Source organism: Anabaena sp. CCY 9402-a (assembly GCF_963920945.1).
Classification (GTDB): Bacteria; Cyanobacteriota; Cyanobacteriia; order Cyanobacteriales; family Nostocaceae; genus Trichormus; species Trichormus minutissimus.
The window spans coordinates 19,572-36,656 of record NZ_CAWUDL010000035.1 but is presented as its reverse complement, the minus strand read 5'-3'; the positions used below and the strand labels follow the sequence as shown (position 1 = coordinate 36,656).

The 17,085-nt window shown below is 41.2% G+C and carries 18 protein-coding genes and 1 tRNA gene; 11 read left to right on the top strand and 8 right to left on the bottom strand.

From position 1 onward, the window contains the following. Positions 1 to 4 precede the first annotated feature (4 nt). The 3 genes from psbV to petJ all read left to right on the top strand — a co-directional run bounded on the left by psbV (position 5) and on the right by petJ (position 1,924). Positions 5 to 496 (top strand): photosystem II cytochrome c-550, encoded by a 492-nt coding sequence (gene psbV / locus ACM0OR_RS14650; protein WP_190706710.1) that lies wholly within the window; start codon positions 5 to 7, stop codon positions 494 to 496. A gap of 445 nt (positions 497 to 941) precedes the next feature. Continuing rightward, positions 942 to 1,361 (top strand): plastocyanin, encoded by a 420-nt coding sequence (petE, locus tag ACM0OR_RS14645; protein ID WP_190706709.1) that lies wholly within the window; start codon positions 942 to 944, stop codon positions 1,359 to 1,361. A gap of 218 nt (positions 1,362 to 1,579) precedes the next feature. Further along, entirely contained in the window at positions 1,580 to 1,924 is a 345-nt protein-coding gene (gene petJ, locus ACM0OR_RS14640; RefSeq protein ID WP_414576992.1) for a cytochrome c6 PetJ, read from the top strand. A 76-nt stretch (positions 1,925 to 2,000) separates the two neighbouring features. On the opposite strand, the gene ACM0OR_RS14635 is transcribed toward petJ, so the two are convergent. Both ACM0OR_RS14635 and ACM0OR_RS14630 read right to left on the bottom strand, forming a co-directional pair. Further along, positions 2,001 to 3,440, bottom strand: a complete 1,440-nt coding sequence (locus tag ACM0OR_RS14635) for a hypothetical protein (RefSeq protein WP_414576990.1) — start codon at positions 3,438 to 3,440, stop codon at positions 2,001 to 2,003. Between the two features lie 365 nt (positions 3,441 to 3,805). Next, positions 3,806 to 3,931: a hypothetical protein gene (locus ACM0OR_RS14630; RefSeq protein WP_414576988.1), complete on the bottom strand. Its 126-nt coding sequence runs from the start codon at positions 3,929 to 3,931 to the stop codon at positions 3,806 to 3,808. A gap of 112 nt (positions 3,932 to 4,043) precedes the next feature. Here ACM0OR_RS14630 and ACM0OR_RS14625 point away from each other — a divergent pair, with 112 nt between their 5' ends. After that, positions 4,044 to 4,685: a cytochrome b N-terminal domain-containing protein gene (locus tag ACM0OR_RS14625; RefSeq protein ID WP_414576986.1), complete on the top strand. Its 642-nt coding sequence runs from the start codon at positions 4,044 to 4,046 to the stop codon at positions 4,683 to 4,685. On the opposite strand, the gene ACM0OR_RS14620 is transcribed toward ACM0OR_RS14625, so the two are convergent. Further along, positions 4,652 to 6,571 carry a cation:proton antiporter gene (locus ACM0OR_RS14620; protein WP_414576985.1) on the bottom strand — a complete coding sequence of 640 codons (1,920 nt, stop codon included), beginning with the start codon at positions 6,569 to 6,571 and terminating at the stop codon, positions 4,652 to 4,654. The genes ACM0OR_RS14625 and ACM0OR_RS14620 overlap by 34 nt on opposite strands. A 417-nt stretch (positions 6,572 to 6,988) precedes the next feature. Between ACM0OR_RS14620 and ACM0OR_RS14615 the strand changes: the two genes are divergently transcribed. After that, positions 6,989 to 7,061 (top strand) — tRNA-Glu (locus tag ACM0OR_RS14615). Positions 7,062 to 7,151: 90 nt separating this feature from the next. On the opposite strand, the gene ACM0OR_RS14610 is transcribed toward ACM0OR_RS14615, so the two are convergent. The 3 genes from ACM0OR_RS14610 to ACM0OR_RS14600 all read right to left on the bottom strand — a co-directional run bounded on the left by ACM0OR_RS14610 (position 7,152) and on the right by ACM0OR_RS14600 (position 10,971). After that, the gene (locus ACM0OR_RS14610; RefSeq protein ID WP_414576983.1) at positions 7,152 to 7,739 is read right to left on the bottom strand and encodes an SRPBCC family protein; all 588 of its coding nucleotides are present in this window, start codon (positions 7,737 to 7,739) and stop codon (positions 7,152 to 7,154) included. Further along, positions 7,732 to 9,744 (bottom strand): GAF domain-containing protein, encoded by a 2,013-nt coding sequence (locus ACM0OR_RS14605; RefSeq protein ID WP_414576981.1) that lies wholly within the window; start codon positions 9,742 to 9,744, stop codon positions 7,732 to 7,734. Before ACM0OR_RS14605 ends, ACM0OR_RS14610 begins: the two co-directional genes overlap by 8 nt. 891 nt (positions 9,745 to 10,635) lie before the next feature. Further along, the gene (locus tag ACM0OR_RS14600) at positions 10,636 to 10,971 is read right to left on the bottom strand and encodes a ribbon-helix-helix domain-containing protein (protein WP_190706692.1); all 336 of its coding nucleotides are present in this window, start codon (positions 10,969 to 10,971) and stop codon (positions 10,636 to 10,638) included. 71 nt (positions 10,972 to 11,042) lie between these two features. Here ACM0OR_RS14600 and ACM0OR_RS14595 point away from each other — a divergent pair, with 71 nt between their 5' ends. From ACM0OR_RS14595 to ACM0OR_RS14585, 3 genes are all read left to right on the top strand, one after another. Next, on the top strand, positions 11,043 to 11,291 hold the full coding sequence (locus tag ACM0OR_RS14595) for a hypothetical protein (RefSeq protein ID WP_414576978.1): 249 nt from the start codon (positions 11,043 to 11,045) through the stop codon (positions 11,289 to 11,291). A 114-nt stretch (positions 11,292 to 11,405) separates the two neighbouring features. Then, entirely contained in the window at positions 11,406 to 11,939 is a 534-nt protein-coding gene (locus tag ACM0OR_RS14590) for an HNH endonuclease (protein ID WP_414577020.1), read from the top strand. 16 nt (positions 11,940 to 11,955) lie between these two features. Then, positions 11,956 to 12,372 (top strand): alr0857 family protein, encoded by a 417-nt coding sequence (locus ACM0OR_RS14585; RefSeq protein ID WP_323268329.1) that lies wholly within the window; start codon positions 11,956 to 11,958, stop codon positions 12,370 to 12,372. A gap of 105 nt (positions 12,373 to 12,477) precedes the next feature. Here the strand turns inward: ACM0OR_RS14585 and ACM0OR_RS14580 are convergent, their stop codons facing one another. Beyond that, positions 12,478 to 13,359, bottom strand: coding sequence for a 2OG-Fe(II) oxygenase (locus ACM0OR_RS14580; protein ID WP_414576976.1), 882 nt, complete (start codon positions 13,357 to 13,359; stop codon positions 12,478 to 12,480). A gap of 488 nt (positions 13,360 to 13,847) precedes the next feature. Further along, on the bottom strand, positions 13,848 to 14,513 hold the full coding sequence (locus ACM0OR_RS14575) for a class I SAM-dependent methyltransferase (RefSeq protein WP_414576975.1): 666 nt from the start codon (positions 14,511 to 14,513) through the stop codon (positions 13,848 to 13,850). Positions 14,514 to 14,576: 63 nt separating this feature from the next. Between ACM0OR_RS14575 and ACM0OR_RS14570 the strand changes: the two genes are divergently transcribed. From ACM0OR_RS14570 to ACM0OR_RS14560, 3 genes are all read left to right on the top strand, one after another. Continuing rightward, positions 14,577 to 14,984 (top strand): hypothetical protein, encoded by a 408-nt coding sequence (locus tag ACM0OR_RS14570; RefSeq protein WP_414576973.1) that lies wholly within the window; start codon positions 14,577 to 14,579, stop codon positions 14,982 to 14,984. Between the two features lie 100 nt (positions 14,985 to 15,084). Further along, positions 15,085 to 15,858, top strand: coding sequence for a hypothetical protein (locus ACM0OR_RS14565; RefSeq protein WP_414576971.1), 774 nt, complete (start codon positions 15,085 to 15,087; stop codon positions 15,856 to 15,858). A 162-nt stretch (positions 15,859 to 16,020) separates the two neighbouring features. Then, entirely contained in the window at positions 16,021 to 17,043 is a 1,023-nt protein-coding gene (locus ACM0OR_RS14560; protein ID WP_323268333.1) for a tetratricopeptide repeat protein, read from the top strand. The last annotated feature ends 42 nt before the right edge of the window (positions 17,044 to 17,085 follow it).

Genomic DNA, 17,085 nt, shown 5'->3' with positions numbered 1-17,085 from the left:
AAACATGTTTAGAAGACTTATTGGCGTTGTTGCCGCTACTATTTTACTGACGTTTCAGTTGGTTATCGGTAGCGCAACAGCAGTGGAACTAGACGAAGCTACCAGAACAGTGAAATTAAATGCTCAGGGTGATAACGTCACACTGAGTTTAAAACAAGTCAAAGAAGGTAAACGGTTATTTCAGTACGCTTGTGCGCAATGTCATGTCGGTGGTGTAACTAAGACCAACCAGAACGTAGGGCTTGAACCAGAAGCACTGGCTTTAGCAACACCTAAGCGTGACAACGTTGAAGGTTTGGTAGATTACATGAAAAATCCCACCACCTACGACGGGGAAGAGGAAATTTCCGAATTACACCCCAGCATCAAGAGCGCAGATATTTTCACAGAAATGCGAAATCTGACCGACGATGACCTGAAAGCGATCGCAGGTCATATCCTTCTACAGCCCAAGATTCTGGGCGACAAATGGGGTGGTGGTAAAATCTACTACTAAATTCAGTGCTGTTAGCGGTAGCGCGGCGTTTAGCCGGTTTTGAGTCACCGAAGTTTGCCCGGTTCGCGTAAGCGTCTCGTAAGAGAGGGAGACCCTCTTTGCAACTTCTCGCTGTTAGCGGTAGCGCGGCGTTTAGCCGGTTTTGAGTTCTGAGTTTTGAGTAATAAGACCAGGAATCTTATTGAGTGATCGTATTTGATTTCTCATCATTATTTCCTAGTTTACCCAAAACTCAGAATCCAGAACTCGGAATTTTTGCTATACATACAAGGCTCAACAGTATTTTGAAAAAATATAAAAATATAGCTCTTAGTTAAGTTTTTACTATTGATTTCTGGCTTTTCTTCAAAAAAAAACTTCTATCTACGACAACTTGTCATATTTGGTCTTGATTTTATTTAAAATGAGATCAGGAAAATGAAAACTCTTTATCTAGGAGAACGCTATGAAATTAATTGCGGCAAGCTGGAGACGCTTTAGTCTGGCTGTATTGACACTTGTTTTAGTTGTGAGCAGTGTCGCCATCTTCACGCCTAGTGCTGCGGCTGAAACATATACAGTTAAACTGGGTACTGATAAAGGAATGTTGGCATTTGAGCCAGCAAAGTTGACAATTAAACCAGGCGATACTATTGAATGGTTAAACAACAAAGTACCTCCCCACAACGTTGTTTTTGATTCTGGCCTCAACCCTGCTAAAAGTGCTGATTTAGCTAAAGCACTGTCTCATAAACAGTTGATGATGAGTCCTGGCCAAAAAGAAACAACTACCTTCGCCGCAGATGCTCCTGCTGGGGAATACACCTTCTACTGCGAACCTCATCGGGGTGCTGGTATGGTCGGTAAAATCATTGTCGAAGGCTAGACCAAATGATTTTCCATGCTCCACAGCTAAATTAGCCAAGAGCAATACTATAAATTAATAGTGGTGACTAGTCATATTCCCCCTTAGTTAGAGGGTAATATGACTAGTCACCACAAATTTTATGAGACGTGATGCGTAAAACCCCATCCCTTTGTGGGTGGGACGGTTGAGCAATCAAAGCGTTGCAATTGCCAAAGCTTGGTTCTGAGGAAAATATTTTGAAAATAGTCTTATTAATTTTATTCGTGGCGATCGCTATACTTAAACTTACATTTACTAATCCAGTTCTAGCAGCAGAAATATCTTCAGGTGCTAAAATTTTTCAGAATAACTGCGCTGCTTGTCATATAGGTGGCGGTAATATTCTGATTTCCCACAAAACTTTACAAAAAGAAGCACTGTCAAAGTATCTAGACAATTATAATACTGACTCCATACAGGCAATTATCCATCAAGTAGAAAATGGTAAAAATGCTATGCCTGCCTTCAAAAAGAAGTTAAGTGAGCAAGAAATTCTAGAGGTGGCTGCTTACGTCTTCCAAAAAGCCGAAAAAGGTTGGTGAACATTCCAATACTTAGAGAACCTCGGTTTCTCTGCGACACCGAGATTCTTAAGTTTGATGAATCAATTAGCTAATTTTATGGCTTTGAAGGATTAGAGTTTTGCTTTTGCTGTCTAGCCTCACGCAAATTTTGCAACTTCTGTATCAGGTCTTGACCAGATTCTAGCGAGGATGATAAATCATCTTTGTTTACAGTCTGCTCAGAAGGTGGTTTTATGATTGCATTCGATGCAGGTTGATTTTTGTTGATTTGTAGTTGTGGTAAAGGCTTTGATGTAGCTTCGGGTTTAGGTGTAGGTTGACTATTATTGACACCCGGATTATTACCTGAATTGGGAATAACTACAGCCGGAGCTTTTTCTTGACTCGTTTCATCTGTAACACTGCTGCCATGTTGAAAACGCAAGCTAAATGGATAACGGCTGATTTGCTGATCAGCTTTAGGCTTGTTTCGATTAAAATATTGCCTTGCTTTCAGTTCTAGTTCAGGAGAAACTGACCTGTCTTGAAACTTGATATCTAACACTTTACCTTCGGGGTCTACCACTAAGACACCTAATAGTGTACTGTCAAGACCTGGTTTCTCTGTAGGGATAATGCTCCGAATAACTGCTTTTTCCTGCGAGTTGGGGTATTGCTGCTGAAGTGCTTTTCTCAAATTTTCGTATGAGTTTACCTGAGCAATTTCACCAATTTCAGCTTGCTTTGAAGGCAAATTATTCAGATTGGGGGTATTTCCTTGCTCTGATTTGGGTATGCTTGGATTGGCAAGGGCTAAATTATCTCCTACTTTGGGAGTCTCAGTAATGGGAGTGAGTTTAGCTGCATTACCACCAAGTTGTGTATTGGCTTGATTGTTATTGGGTGTAGTAATAGCAGGTGGCGTAACAGGTTGAGTCGCAGGCAAATCGTTTGGTAGTGTCGCTGCACTCAATTCTGGCAATTTGTCTACAGATAGAGGTTTTGAGGCTTCTGGAACTATCTCCTTGTTATCAAAACTAGGAGGTGTGACGCGAGCGAATTTATTATTAGCCGGATTGAAGGTAGAATTATCAAATTGGAAATTTCTCTTGGGAGATACCCGCAAAGCCTGACGTTGTGGAAAAGAGGGTGTGCGATAATAATTTTCAGGAATTGTCGCAAGCGGTGGCATTGATAGCGGTGTATTGACAGGTGGTGGCAAAGGAGCTAAGACTGTTGTCTGGGTATCCAGATTAGGTGGATTGCTCAGTTGCGGTTGTTGAGGAAATTGATTTTGTAGTAAAGGCACTTGTGGTTGTAGTGCAACTGAGTTCATCTCTGGTGTCTGTGGTAGCCGACTTTGGTCAGCTTGGCTGAGTTCTAAGACTCCAACTGTTTTTTGTGTAGATGATTCTTTCGGTTGGTTAGAATCTACAGGCATCAATGGCACAATCAATGCAATAGCACCGTGAATGCCGACAGAGGCTATTGCTGCTATCCCAGTTGGTTGGCTGAGAAATTCTGGTATATTTTTTATCAGGGAGACGTAAGACATAGCTGTTAATCGTTCACTCGGCTCGGTTGCAGTTGACTAGCAAAGAAATTTTATCTTGATTGTAATAAATGCGTCCCTTGGAAAAATCATAGCTGTCCATGTTGACGCGCAAAACACGATCATGGAAACTTTTTCCACTCTTTAATTTTTTAAGCTATCACGCGTTTTCTTGGTTGCACTGGCTGATGAGCTGGTTAATGAAATGCTCACTCAGAAATTTCCATTGTTATGCGTTGCACCATCCCGCACCATTTCAGCTTAAGCATAGGGTAGTTACTAGTCAGGGCGATCGCATCAGTCTAAGAGCATAAGTCTATTTGCTCAAAACAAAAGATTAGTCAGTAGTTGCACTTCTGAAAGAAAACTCAAGCTGTGGTGATGAATATCGGCAAGCCGAGATATATTACCATAGCTACCACATCAGGAAATGTTGCCTGTTTTGCTATTTCTTCTGAAAAATACAGGTGACGGTAGCATAGGGCTTCTACCACAGAGGCACAGAGGTACAGAGAGAAATTGATCTTTAGTTATTATTTTTAATAAATCTTAGTTAGAATTGTAATAAAAATATATCATTAATCCAATAATTAGGAGGGGTGAGCTATGCAAAGCACCCAGTTTGATAGGATTTTGCGGCGAATCGCAACGATATTATCGGTCGTAATTCTTTCTCTATGCCTGATTTATGTCTCTACTGGCATTTTGTTGTCTTTTTATTACGAACCGACAGCCGGCGGGGCTTATAACTCTTTGAGAATGATTGATACAGAGGTTTCCTATGGTTGGCTGTTCCATAGAGCGCATGATATTGCCGGTAATGCCATGATTGCGATCGCTCTGGTGCAGATTGTCATCATGTTTTTAGGACGGCAATTTCGCCGGAGTTGGCTATTTGCTTGGGTAAGTGGGATTTTATTTACCTTGAGTGCGATCGCGCTAGATTGGACAGCCATGATCCTCGATTGGACTCAAGAAGGTTACTGGCGGTTTAACATTGAACTAGGCAATATCCAAGCTATTCCTGTGATTGGTTCACAACTGCGAGATATTCTTACAGGTGGTGGAGCAATTAGCAGCATTACTGTTGAACATTTATACACCCTGCACAGCTACATAATTTCTCTAGGGGCAATTATTTTAGCTGTGGTGCATTTGGCAGCTTTATTGTGGCAAGAACAGCAAATGTATGCAGAACAAGCCGAGGAGAAAATTCAACTTGCAGGTGCATCACTAGCAGAAAGTTGAGCCAATTTTGTTAAAGGTAGTTCTTCCAACTCCGGTAACTTTTCTAGAACTAGAGGCGTAGACTGACTAGCACCAGATAAGCGTTTTAACAGGTTCGGTCTGGGGTCATGCAATAGGTAGATAATGCGATCGCCTACTTCCCACTCTTGGTTAGCTGGCGTAATCTGGAGACGTGCTTCTCTTTCTACCAACAACGGGACTAAAACTCCAGTCCGAATTTTTTCTTGGATACGTTCCTTTTGGGTAGCAAATTCCGCTTTATTGAGTGTAGTTGTCCCTAACTTCACTCGCCCATTATTGAGATACTCATTCCAAGTTTTAATTGCCAAATCCGAGACAAAAGCTTGGTTAACTTTATTGTTAGCGGAATTATTAGCTTGGGGGTCACGGGGAAAAACAGCTAAAACCCTTGGAGGATTAAATTCCTCGGCGGCTCGTTGCGCCAAAACAAAATTCACCTCACCATTATTCGTCATCGCTAAGAAAGTCCCCATCGAAGCTAGTCCTGCTTCTTCCAACACCTCAGCATCCAGCGCACTACTAGCAATTACCCTGATATTTTGAGCTTCAGCTTGAGCTAAAAATTCTGGTTCAGTATCGATGAGTACAACATTTTCCCCCCGTTCTTGAAAGAAACGGGCAATTAATAGACTTAAGGGATTACAACCGACAATTACCGCACCTTTAGCGTCTTGAGAGGTGATTTGTAGGCATCTAGCAACCCAGCCAGCCGTCAATCCTTGACAAACCACTGTCATGATAATTGTCAGGAAGACCAAAGCTTTAATTGCATCACCACCATTGATTCCATGTTTGGTCAACAAAATCGCAAACAAGGAAGCGACCGAAGCGGAAACAATACCTCTAGGCGCAACCCAGCTTAAAAATAATTTCTGTCGCCAATTTAAGTCACTGTTCCCAGTACACAACAGGATATTAATGGGGCGAACAACAAACATCAACACCAAAACAGTAAATAAACTGCCCCAACCTAAAGCAAACACACTGGCAATAGATAAATCAGCCGCTAGCAGAATAAAAAGTACAGAAACACTTAAAATGGTTAGTTGACCTTTAAAGCTGCGCAAGAGGCGTTCCTCTGGTACAGAGGAGTTAGCAAATACTGCCCCAGCGACTACTGTAGTCATTACCCCTGATTCGGTGCGAATCATCTGCGCTAGGGTAAACAAACCCCATAGCACCGCCAAAACCACGAGGTTTTTCAACTCAAATGACAAAAAATTGGCGCGTTTGAAAATCAAGCTCATCACATAACCGCCTACAGCACCGATCGCCGCACCAACACCAAGGCGCATGACTAACCCGACGATGGCATTGATAGGATCACCGTCACCATTAACGATGGTGTCCAGCACCACAAAGGCGAGAATTGCGCCAACTGGATCGATTAATACTCCTTCCCCTTCGAGCAGTGTTGCTACTTGTCGGTCTACGTTGATTTGTTTGAGTAAGGGGCCAACCACTGTTGGCCCTGTCACCACGACAATAGAAGCGTAAAGAAAAGCTATATTCCAAGGAAACTCACCCAACCAATGAGCCGCCATGCTCCCACCAATCAACGTTACCAGTGTCCCCAAGGTGACAAGCAGTTGTAGGCTTAAAGAAACTCTACCCAACTCTCGCAAATCTAGGTTTAGTCCACCTTCAAATAGAATAATTGCCGTTGCTAAGGCCACAATTACTTCCAGTCCTGTGCCGAGTAACTGGGGATGTAATAGCCCAATTCCATCAGAACCGAGGAAAATACCCACGAATAGTAATAAGACGATGCTGGGTACACGAAAATATGCAGCCAACACTTGGGCGCTAATACCTGCAACGACAGTGATCACCATCTGGAGGGTGACTTCAAAAGATGCTTCCATGCTATGGATTTTGAGCGATGTATTTCAAAATCTTTTGTAAAGAATAATGAAGATTACCTTTACAGGGTACAACATTAGACCATTGATTTTTTGTGAACTTCAGAGTTTTTTTCATACGTAGTTTTTCACAATACTCTATTTTTCGCTATATTGGCGAGTGAGTATGGCAAATTGCCAACAATCAGCATAACTTTCTGAGTATTAAACACTAAAAAAAATACACCTGTTGATAGATGTGAATAATTTGCCTTTTGGAAGATGTTCACTGTGTACTTTGGGTTAAGTGTCTAACAGGGTAGGCTAAATTGCTAAGAAAAGAAGGACTAAAGTCCTTACGACGAACTTAAAAATTTTTTTTGCCAAATCTATTGACATCATCGGGAAAATCCGTTAGTTTATAAAAGGTCTGAGGTTGATGCCCCCATCGTCTAGAGGCCTAGGACACCTCCCTTTCACGGAGGTAACGGGGATTCGAATTCCCCTGGGGGTACTGATTAAATTAAAAGAGATTGAAAAGTCTCATCTATATTTAAGAATTAGTTCCTACAGATAGATTTCTGTAGGAACTTAATCTTTATAGTTACTTTTGATTTGCTAGGTAATTGACTCGCTGGTAAATCGCCAGCAAATTGGATTTGAGATCATTGCTGAGGCGACGTTCAATAATTGTGATCGGCATAGTCAATTTTGGCCAAATTTCAATGCTGTAGCAGAGATTAGTGCCGATTAGTTGATCAAGGACATAAGGCTCTAAACACCAATAACCAGAAAAGCCTTTAAAATCTCCCTCTACCATTTGGAAGTTGATTTCTCTAGGGAAAGATTCTTCCAAGTCTAGAACTACACGGGCGCAAAAGTTGAAATTGAGTAAACGCTGAGAGCCGATTTGTTCGAGTCGAATCCCACCATCAGGATGCTCTAAGAGACTGCTTTTGGCTAGGTTGGGAATGAAATCAGTCAAGGCTTCATAATCTGTTAATACGTTCCAGACTCGTTCTACTGGATGGGGAATTTGAACTTTAGCCGTAATTTGTCGTTGTCGCTCGGCGACTTTGGCGATTTGGACTTCTACTGGGGGTAAGTTAGCTGTATCCGCAACCAAACCCAAGTCACGATCAAGATGGGGATCGAGTTCAAAGTCCTCTGTGCTTGTTTGTTGGTTAGTCACTTTCAGAATATGGTGTGTTCTCGTCAGAAAATTGGGGCAGAGTCAGGGTGAAACAGATTTCGCTGAGTTGAGAATCAGGTATGGGCGTACTCTCAACTGCGATCGCTCCATTTAAATGCTGCACTAAGGATTTCACTAAAGCGAGTCCTAAGCCAGTACCGGGTGTCCAACGACCGCCTCTACCGCGACGAAACCTATCAAAGATATAGGTCGCCTCTTCTTGGGAGATGCCACGTCCTGTGTTAGTCACTTTGATCATAACTTGATCTACTAACTGATTAACTTGGTGACTGGCGTGCAGGTGAATAATAGTATCCCGCTCTGAGTATGTATACGCATTATTTAATAACTCATGCAGAATTCTGTCAAAACTCTCCAGTTCGGTTTGGAGTTTTAACGGTCGCTCTGGTATATTTAAATTTATACTTAAGCCTTTCTCTACCAGTTTTGCAGTCAAAGAAGTGCTGAGTTCTTGGATTTTCGTGTTGACATGAATATTTTCATAGCGTGGTGGTTCTTGCTGCGTCTCTAGTTTTTGCAGAGTGAGCAAGTCATTAATTAAGTTGATTTCTTTAGAACATTCTTTTTCGAGAATTTCTAAGTATCTGTCTTGGCGTTCGGCTGTGATCCCTGGTAGACGCAAGTTCTTGATAGACAACATCATATTCGTCAGAGGGTAACGCAGGCGATCGCTGATGTTGCTCATAAACTCATCTTTGAGCCGACTCAATTCCCGCAATTGGTCTACATATTGCCGTGTTCTTTCATGCAGTTTGGCCTGTAGTTCCAGGCTGGTTTGCAGTTTGGCGGTGCGCTCATCGACTAAAGTCTGGACTTGTCGTAGTGTTTTTGACTGAATAATGGCATTGCTGACTTGAGCGCAGACCATTTCTACCAGATTTAATTCTGCTAGTTGCCACTCACGAGCTACTGCTTGTTGTAGCACTATAAAACCTAAGATTCTACCTTGATTTTCTAATGGCATTAACAACACGGCTGGCAATTCTGTAATTGCAAATAATGGCGCAACGGTTGCAGTGTCCTGTAGGTCGTCTGTGTAGTCATTGATGATAACTGGGTTTCCCCCCTCCAGAAAAGCTCGCTGACACAAAGCACAATCTGCTAGAGCAAAAGATTGATTTAAAGACGCTGTTTGACTGGGATTATCCCTACACCATTCACCAATTACGTCGGCTCTAGCTTGGGGAATTTGTTTTTTAGTGCGAGTTCTAAATAATGGATCTGTATATCTGAGGAGGATTAATAAACCCCTGTCTGCTTGTAAAGATTCAGCAGTAGATGCTATGGCTAGTTGGAGCATTTGATTTAACTCCAAGTTACTCCGACTAAGTATAGTTAATTGCTTGATCAGGCTTTGATGCTGATTACTTTTTTGTAGATATTGCTGCTGGGTGGAAATTAACTGTGCTTGGGTGACTTGGGAAAAAGCGATCGCACAGGATGAGGCGATCGTGTTGAGAATTTGTTTTTCTGAATTCCCCCAATCATAGGATTGGAATTGTATCAGATTTATTACACCATTATTTTTGCCGCCAAAGCGGGTAGGAATTGCTAACACCGCTTTGATAGGTAATGGTAACTGTTGACACCCAATCGCTAAACTATTACGAATTGTGGCAATATCCTCAATCGTAAAGGGTTCATTAGCACATTGCAGCACTAACTGTTCAACAGAGAATAGTTCGTCTGGCTGGGGCATTCCTAGATATTCATCCGAACACCAACTAGCCGTCGTTGCTTCGGTTGAGTCCTCACTCGTCACCGTAACTAAGCAGCAACAATCTACATTGGTGGACATTCCTATCCATTTGGCAATTTCTGGCAGCATCAATGCTGTCGATGGACTGCTAGCAATGATGTGATTAATCTTTTGTGCCAACTTGTGGGCTGTTTCTTCCTGATGCTGCATCAGTTTGACTGGGTATGGTTTGAGTCTCTCTGGGTCATCGGGGCGTTGTAGTGACACTAGTAAATGCTTTTTCATTCCTGATTTGTTCTTGAATAATGACCCCATTGTGCTTGCACCCAACTTTTTGGCATATTATTCACCGTTATTTGTGTGGCTATACCGGATGGATGGCAAATCTTCCTTCAAGATTTTCTATCATTCTGTTATAGCCCCTTTATTTTGCAGATGAGCAAATTATCAGTATATTAAGGAAATTTATACATGATCATTGAAAGACTCAAAACTTTCGAGAATACTTAATCTAACTTATGTTTAAGTAGATGGTCTAGTATCCATCAATAACTTTTGCCTTAAGATACCTTGTTGGGAACTATACATAAACCGTGATATCTCTGGATTTCAATCCAGAACTTCATATGTACTCACCGCATTACTACTGTTGCGACGCAAATTTTTAAGTAAAATAGCTTGTAAAAAATCTTACTTAGGAATTTAGCAACCCACAATTGTTGGGTGAAGTGAAGGAATAGGGCGTTAGGAGAGGGAAAGGGTTTTTTGTTGTGTCCAATTTTTAAAACTTCCCCTACTCAAAAAGGCTGATTCCCTATTCCTTGTTTATTCAGATTAAGTGGGAAAATTAAAGCAGATTACTAAGTAGAACAGGGTAAATAATTAAAGGTTTGTAGTAAGAACTTTAGTTCTCTCTGCGTTCTCTCCGTTCCCTGCGGGACGCTCCGCGAACAAAAAAGGACTAAAGTCCTTACTACGAACTCAATCCTAGTTTTTTAACATTACTTAATATAGTTTGGTTTTTTCAAGTCGTTCTACTTATAGTGTTTAACTTAATTAAATTAAAATTATTTATTTGTCAAGCAATAAACATAGAAATTTTCTGATAAAAAAGTGATGAATACAGCTTAGTAGCTTATCAAGCAGCAACTACGCTGTATTCACCTGCATAGCAGACTAGCCGGCTAGACTTTCGACAGCGAGAGGAACCATATCGCCGTTTTTGGTTAGTCCTAATAACATGGGTTGTTGGGGTTGAATCAGTTGACCTGTGAGTACACAACGTTCTTCTTGTTGAGCTGTAGCGGCTATACTAGCGCGAATATCGGCTCGTGAAAATCGCGGTTTCCACTCGCCAGATTTTTGCTGGACATAATTCCAGAGAATATCGCGGATGAGAGCTTGATACCCCTGATTGCCTGCGATTTCTTTGAGTTTCTCCTTGAGTTCTCGCTCCAAGCGAATGCTAGTAACTTCCATATCGGTAGTTGGGGTGCGAGTAATTGTGTGCATGACTTTTTCTCCTTTAAAGTATGGACAGGATAGTAATACAAGTGTAGTATGTTTAAAGGAATGTTCAATAGGTGAAATTTTCTGTGAAAACCATTTACCCCATCTCTACTTTCTGGAGCGCAACTAACTATCGCATTAGTTGGGAATCAGGTGCTGTGGGCGTGGAGTATTTATTTATGGGCGATGGTAGCCACAAGCATGAGCAAATCACAGAGGAAAATCATGATTTTAGATATTTCAGCATGGATGGGCTGAATGCCAAACCACAACTAGATGTAACAAGCGGGAGGTACAGACGGAGAAATGCTGTACCAAGGTAAGACCAAACAAAATGATGGTCAAATTTTTACCCCCGCCTCACCTAAATCAGAAGCGGGGGTTTTTTATTAAGGAGTGAAGCTGTGGCGACATCTTCGATAAGCTACGCTAACGCGATGCCAAGATTAGAGCAATTCGTGGTGGTTTTTTCGCAAAACTACTTACCACTGTGCCGGGTTAATATTAAACGGGCTATTGTGCTGTTAATTACCAATAAAGCCGAACCTTTGCTTGGTTCTACAGAAGGTGGGTGGCGAGTTCACTCACCCAGCTTGATAGTTTATGTCCCAAAATATATTCGCCTAAAAATTGCTGCGATTGAACGGACATGGAAAATTCCCCCTGTGAATCGGCGGGAGGTTATGCGTAGAGACCATCACAGTTGCCAATATTGCGGTAGCAATAAGCGTTTAACACTAGACCATGTGATTCCCCGTTCTAGGGGTGGTTCTCACACTTGGGATAACGTGGTTGCAGCTTGTGAAAGGTGTAACTCTCGAAAAGGCGATCGCACTCCGGTTGAGGTGGGTATGCAGTTGCGGACTAAACCAAAACCACCAATTCACCCGGCTGTAGCCTTTGGATTTAGTGAAACTTGGCGAGAAAGTGCCACAGAATTTTGGATAGATGTGCAAGCAAACCTGGAATAGCAGGAGAGCATAAGGAATGCTGAAATTAACTTACACCGAAAGCAGTTTTTATTTGGAATATCTTGCCTTATCGCTAGAAGAATGGGTACAAAAACGAGTAATTTTAGCACTACGGGTTGGTCAAGCTTTATGCGTTGAACCCAGCACTGCTTCCTTTTTGCTACCTGCGGATTTGCCAGGAATTGAAGCACTCAAGGCTGAATCCAGATTTGCTGACAGTGAAATTATTGATGTGTCAACTGGTGATGCTGAGTATGTGGAAATTACCCTGCGGGGTTCTTGGTTATCAGATGGTTCTGAAGATGCAGACGGTGTGTTTGTGACCGTAATCAGCGATTCGCCTAATGGCGACAGCTTTGCTTCACGCACAGAACTATTTGTACAGAAACTCTGGCAGGCAGCGCAAGCCTGCGCCTCTGTGATGAGTGAATGAGGGGATTGGGGACAAATCAAGTCAAAAGTCAAAATTAATTAAATAACTCCTGGGAAATGGGGATTGGGGACAAGGGAGAATTTTTCCTAATGCCCAATGCCCTTTTTATTGCCAATAAATATATTTTTTTTGTTGCTCTGAAAGATGGTTATAATATTTGACTAAAAACTCATTAGTTAAAGGCGAAGTATTATAGTATAAATATTTTTTTCTATGAGAAGTGTAATCAAAGAAAATGGCAAATCTATCTGAATTGCTTGGTGGCTTACCGCGATGAAAAATACTGCCAGTGGCTGCAAAAATTACTGTACCAGCAGCCCCTACACATGATTGATATTGTTTTGGAGATATCACCTTTTGCATGGTTTTATCTGTAAGATAGCCAGATGTGTAATTTAAAGATTTAGCCACTTCTGTTGTTAAAGGTTGAGGCAGGTATTGAAATGGCCCTGTCTCTTCATCCACATTATTGATATAAAGTATTATTTTTATAACTTGTCGGTCTTCTGTATCTATATGCCAAAGTCTTGATCCTGTTTCTAACTGATTAGCAATATCCCTACGAAAATATGCACCATGATAGGCTACTGGTAACCCAAGATAATTTTCAATAATATTTAACAATCTTTGTTCTAATCCCCACAAGAATATTTCTGGATATTCAATCATTTGTTCGGCATTAGCATGAACCACAAATCCATTTTTTTGGACAGCAATATTAGATTTAATATTTGGTAATAATTTTTGTGCTGATTGGAGAATTTGGGGATTAGATGGAATACCTAATTCATCTAAAGATGTAATTGCTATTCCTTGAGTTTTTATTGCTGTTACTATATTTAAATCATGGCTTGAAAGAATCGGTAAATAGGGAAGATGTTCTTTTATATCTGCTTGATAAGCAAGATCAGCATGATATTTTATTAAAGGAAATTTTATGAAATTTCTTAATAGTTTATTTTGGATTCTGGGGAATAATCTCAACATTAAATTTTGTTCCTACACTAATTCATTTTAAATTACTTGCATCTGAAAATTTTTAACAATAAGTCTGAGAAATATAAATTTGCATAAATTGGCGATGGTCTCCGACCGACGGTCGGTCATCAGCTACGCTGGGCGGAACACCATCACGCAACAAGACGCAATGATATTTTGGCAATACTGAAGCCTTATAAAAATACTGTCATTGGGAGAGACTAAATATCTGACTTTAGTTATAGATTTAGAGTGAAATTGCACATCTGGCAGATATTATTGAACAAGTTTGTAGTTAGAGATTATTTATAAAATAAACCTTAAATTGTAGGTTGCTTTAAAGCAACGAGTAATGCAACGCAGAATGGTATTGTGTGACGGCTAATTTCTACTGTCTATAACGCTCAAATCCTCACATTGCCGTTGTGTTACGGCAATAAAGCGGGAGGAATCTTCACACCGCTTTTTGCCTCATCTACTTGATATTTACATCGCTATTAACTGCGCTTGAGTGCTAAAGTTAGGCCATCTCCTATTGGCACAAGAGAAATTGTGACTCGTTCATCATCATGCAACTTTTGATTTAAGTTACGGATAGCTTGCGTACTAGGGTTTTGGATTTGCGGATCGGCAACTCTTCCAGACCATAAAACGTTGTCAATGGCGATCAATCCACCAGGACGGATTAATTGCAAAACACGTTCGTAATAATTGAGGTAATTTTCTTTATCTGCGTCAATAAAAGCAAAATCAAAAGTTGCTGCTTGTCCTTCTGCTAATAGGGTATCTAAAGTTTCTACTGCTGGTGCTAATCGCAAGTCAATTTTATCCGCAACTCCTGCTGCTTGCCAATAACGCTTGGCAATGGCTGTAAATTCCTCACTGAGATCACAAGCAATTAACTGACCATCACTAGGTAACGATAAGGCGACAGAAAGGGAACTATAGCCAGTAAATACGCCTATTTCTAAGGTTTTTTTTGCGCTCATTAACTGCACTAGCAGGCTCATAAATTGTCCCTGTTCTGGAGAAATCTGCATGACAGAGTGGGGATGATTAGCTGTTTCTTGGCGTAATTTTTGGAGAATTTCCGGTTCTCGCACAGAATTAGCCAGTAGGTAGGTGTAAAGTTCTTGATTAAGACCAATAGTTTGTGATGACATAATATATGAGGGAGTTTTAGGTATCTCCCGCTATACTATCGCTGAAACTATATAAGAATTAACATGGTGCGGTTCGTTGTAACGGTGGTTTTGCTGATGCTATTAGTGGGTTGTGGCAATATTGGATTGTTACCAACTAGTGAGTTAGTGGAGAAAGCGATCGCACTCCAGCTAGAACAAACCCAAGAGCAACTCAATCAGCAGTTGGATCTCAAGTTCCAAAGGTTTGAAATTAAACACCTGAAAATTCGCCAGGAACAACCTTTGACGATTGAAAATTTACCTGCTTTCCGAGTGTTGGGAAACTACGACTTAATTTTTCAGCTACCCAAGAGACAGTTGACAAAACTGCAACAACCGTTTGAAGTTTACTTACAGATTCAACAAGAAGGTAAAACTTGGCGATTGCTGTCACCAAGTAAGAGTAGTCAAGACACCCAAACAGTTTGGCGTAGCTATCTCATCCCGTAGATAATGTATGCAGCTAGAAAAAGCATCACAAAGTTTTCCGTAGAAATGCCATAGTCTAGCCATGATTGAGGTGATAGTTTTACCAAGATCAGGGCTATATATGTATTTCAATTTTTTTATTAGTTCGATTGTCGGGATTGTGGCTGTAGTGCTGCTAGGTTTTGGCGTGCTGCAATGGTTTCATGTCCCAGCCGGTAATTTCCTCGACTGGGTAATTGGGGGTGCAAGTTTTTGGTGGTTGTTGGTGATTGTCACTGTCCCCTGGAATATCCATTTTCAAGCCAAGCAAGTTTTAGCGGAAGCCGCACAGTCAGTTGAAAAAGAAATACCTGTAGACGAAAGACAAGTTAAGTATGTCAAAATTTTAGCCAAGCGATCGCTCTGGGCTGCTTTAGCTTTACACTTAGTTTCAGCTATTGGTCTTTATACCCTCGCCGCCACGGGTATTAGTGCTGTAGGTTATATCAGTTCTGGTGCGGCTTTGTTATTAACTATCTTGCGTCCAGCTATCCGCGCTTATGAATATTTATACGCCAGGCTGACGATGATTAGCCAAGAGTGGAAATATCCCCGTGAAGATATTGTCGAACTCCGCAATCGCTTCTACGAATTTGAGCAAAAAGTCCAAGTTTTAGAAGATCAACTCAACCCAGAACAACCTTATTCCTTACCAGCTACTCAACAACGCTTTGCTGATGAAACCCGCAAAGACTTAGCCAGAATAGCTGCTAACTTAGAGGAATTACGTGCTACCAATCAAACCGAACATGAAAGATTAGCCAGGGAAGCACGCAATGCGATCGCGCAACTTTCCACCGATGGGCAATTTTTGGATCATGTCCGCGAAATCATTCGATTTTTTAAGACAGCTTAACTAATACTGCTGATAGCGGGTTAAATCTACCACACCTATTTCTTTACGTCTTGTACCTAAAGGTAGAAAATAAAGGTTAACCTAAACTTAACTTGGGCTACTTGCTCTCGCTAGAAGTCCAAGAATAACCCGCCAATTTATTTGCAGTGCAACTGAGGTCAAATGACGCAATCTTGCAATCAAGCCAAAGAGTGGGAAGAACGTCGTGATACAGCCAATGGCTACTATAAGCAGGGAAAATTTCCAGAATATCTCGATTTAGTCAAGGAAAATTTACATTTAGCCAGAGCCATTTCCGATCGAGCCAGAGAAGGGCATACATTAAATGACATTGGTTTAGCTTATTTGGGTTGTTGTCAGATGCAACAAGCACTAGATGCTTTCAAGCAGGCTTTAGCAGTTGCAGTTGAGCTTGGTAACTTGCAAGCAGAAGCAACAGCACTCAGTAATGTAGGCTCTACTTATAGTCGGATAGGAAAACTTTCCCAGGCGTTGGAGTATCTAGAGAAAGCCGCACAAATTTTTCGAGAAGTGCAAGACACCCTTGGGGAAGTTTCTACTCTCAATGATGTAGCACTGATTTATATCAGATTAGGTGAACCCAAACGGGCTTTATTACTACAAAATCAAATTTTAGCAATGCGTCGATTACTGGGAGACTTTTCTGGTGAAGCGACAACCCTCAATGGCATTGGATTTGCTTACAGTATTTTAGGCGATCATGAAAAAGCTCTAGAATTTCTACAAGCAGCACTACCAATTCAAAAGGCTACGAAAAATGCTGTTGGTGAAGCGATTACCTTAAACAATATTGCTTCTATTTATATAGATATAGGACAACCCAAACAAGCATTATTGCTTTATCATCAAGTGCTTTTATCACGTCGTACTATGGGCGATCGCTCTGGCGAGGCGAATACCCTCAACAACATCGGTTATATCTACAACCACCTAGATATTCACCGCAAAGCCCTAAAATTCTACAGGCAAGCTGTGGAGATTTATCAACAACAGGGTGATTCTGTCGGTGAAATTGCTACTTTGCTCAACATGGGTAGCCTGTACGCCAAAACAAAACGTAAAAGTTTAGCGCGAGTTTGTTATCAAAATGCCCAGCAATTAGCAGAGCAAATCGCAGATGCGACTATCCAAGACAAGGTAAAGCAGTTTATAGATGCGCTATGAATGGTGAGTGCTGAGTGCTGAGTAGTGAGTAGTGAGTAGTGA

Coding starts and splice junctions, on each gene's coding strand:
- psbV (WP_190706710.1), top strand. CDS start 5: ATGTTTAGAAGACTTATTGGCGTTGTTGCCGCTACTATTTTACTGACG.
- petE (WP_190706709.1), top strand. CDS start 942: ATGAAATTAATTGCGGCAAGCTGGAGACGCTTTAGTCTGGCTGTATTG.
- ACM0OR_RS14635 (WP_414576990.1), bottom strand. CDS start 3,440: ATGTCTTACGTCTCCCTGATAAAAAATATACCAGAATTTCTCAGCCAA.
- ACM0OR_RS14625 (WP_414576986.1), top strand. CDS start 4,044: ATGCAAAGCACCCAGTTTGATAGGATTTTGCGGCGAATCGCAACGATA.
- ACM0OR_RS14620 (WP_414576985.1), bottom strand. CDS start 6,571: ATGGAAGCATCTTTTGAAGTCACCCTCCAGATGGTGATCACTGTCGTT.
- ACM0OR_RS14605 (WP_414576981.1), bottom strand. CDS start 9,744: ATGAAAAAGCATTTACTAGTGTCACTACAACGCCCCGATGACCCAGAG.
- ACM0OR_RS14600 (WP_190706692.1), bottom strand. CDS start 10,971: ATGCACACAATTACTCGCACCCCAACTACCGATATGGAAGTTACTAGC.
- ACM0OR_RS14590 (WP_414577020.1), top strand. CDS start 11,406: ATGCCAAGATTAGAGCAATTCGTGGTGGTTTTTTCGCAAAACTACTTA.
- ACM0OR_RS14585 (WP_323268329.1), top strand. CDS start 11,956: ATGCTGAAATTAACTTACACCGAAAGCAGTTTTTATTTGGAATATCTT.
- ACM0OR_RS14580 (WP_414576976.1), bottom strand. CDS start 13,359: ATGTTGAGATTATTCCCCAGAATCCAAAATAAACTATTAAGAAATTTC.
- ACM0OR_RS14575 (WP_414576975.1), bottom strand. CDS start 14,513: ATGTCATCACAAACTATTGGTCTTAATCAAGAACTTTACACCTACCTA.
- ACM0OR_RS14570 (WP_414576973.1), top strand. CDS start 14,577: ATGGTGCGGTTCGTTGTAACGGTGGTTTTGCTGATGCTATTAGTGGGT.
- ACM0OR_RS14565 (WP_414576971.1), top strand. CDS start 15,085: ATGTATTTCAATTTTTTTATTAGTTCGATTGTCGGGATTGTGGCTGTA.
- ACM0OR_RS14560 (WP_323268333.1), top strand. CDS start 16,021: ATGACGCAATCTTGCAATCAAGCCAAAGAGTGGGAAGAACGTCGTGAT.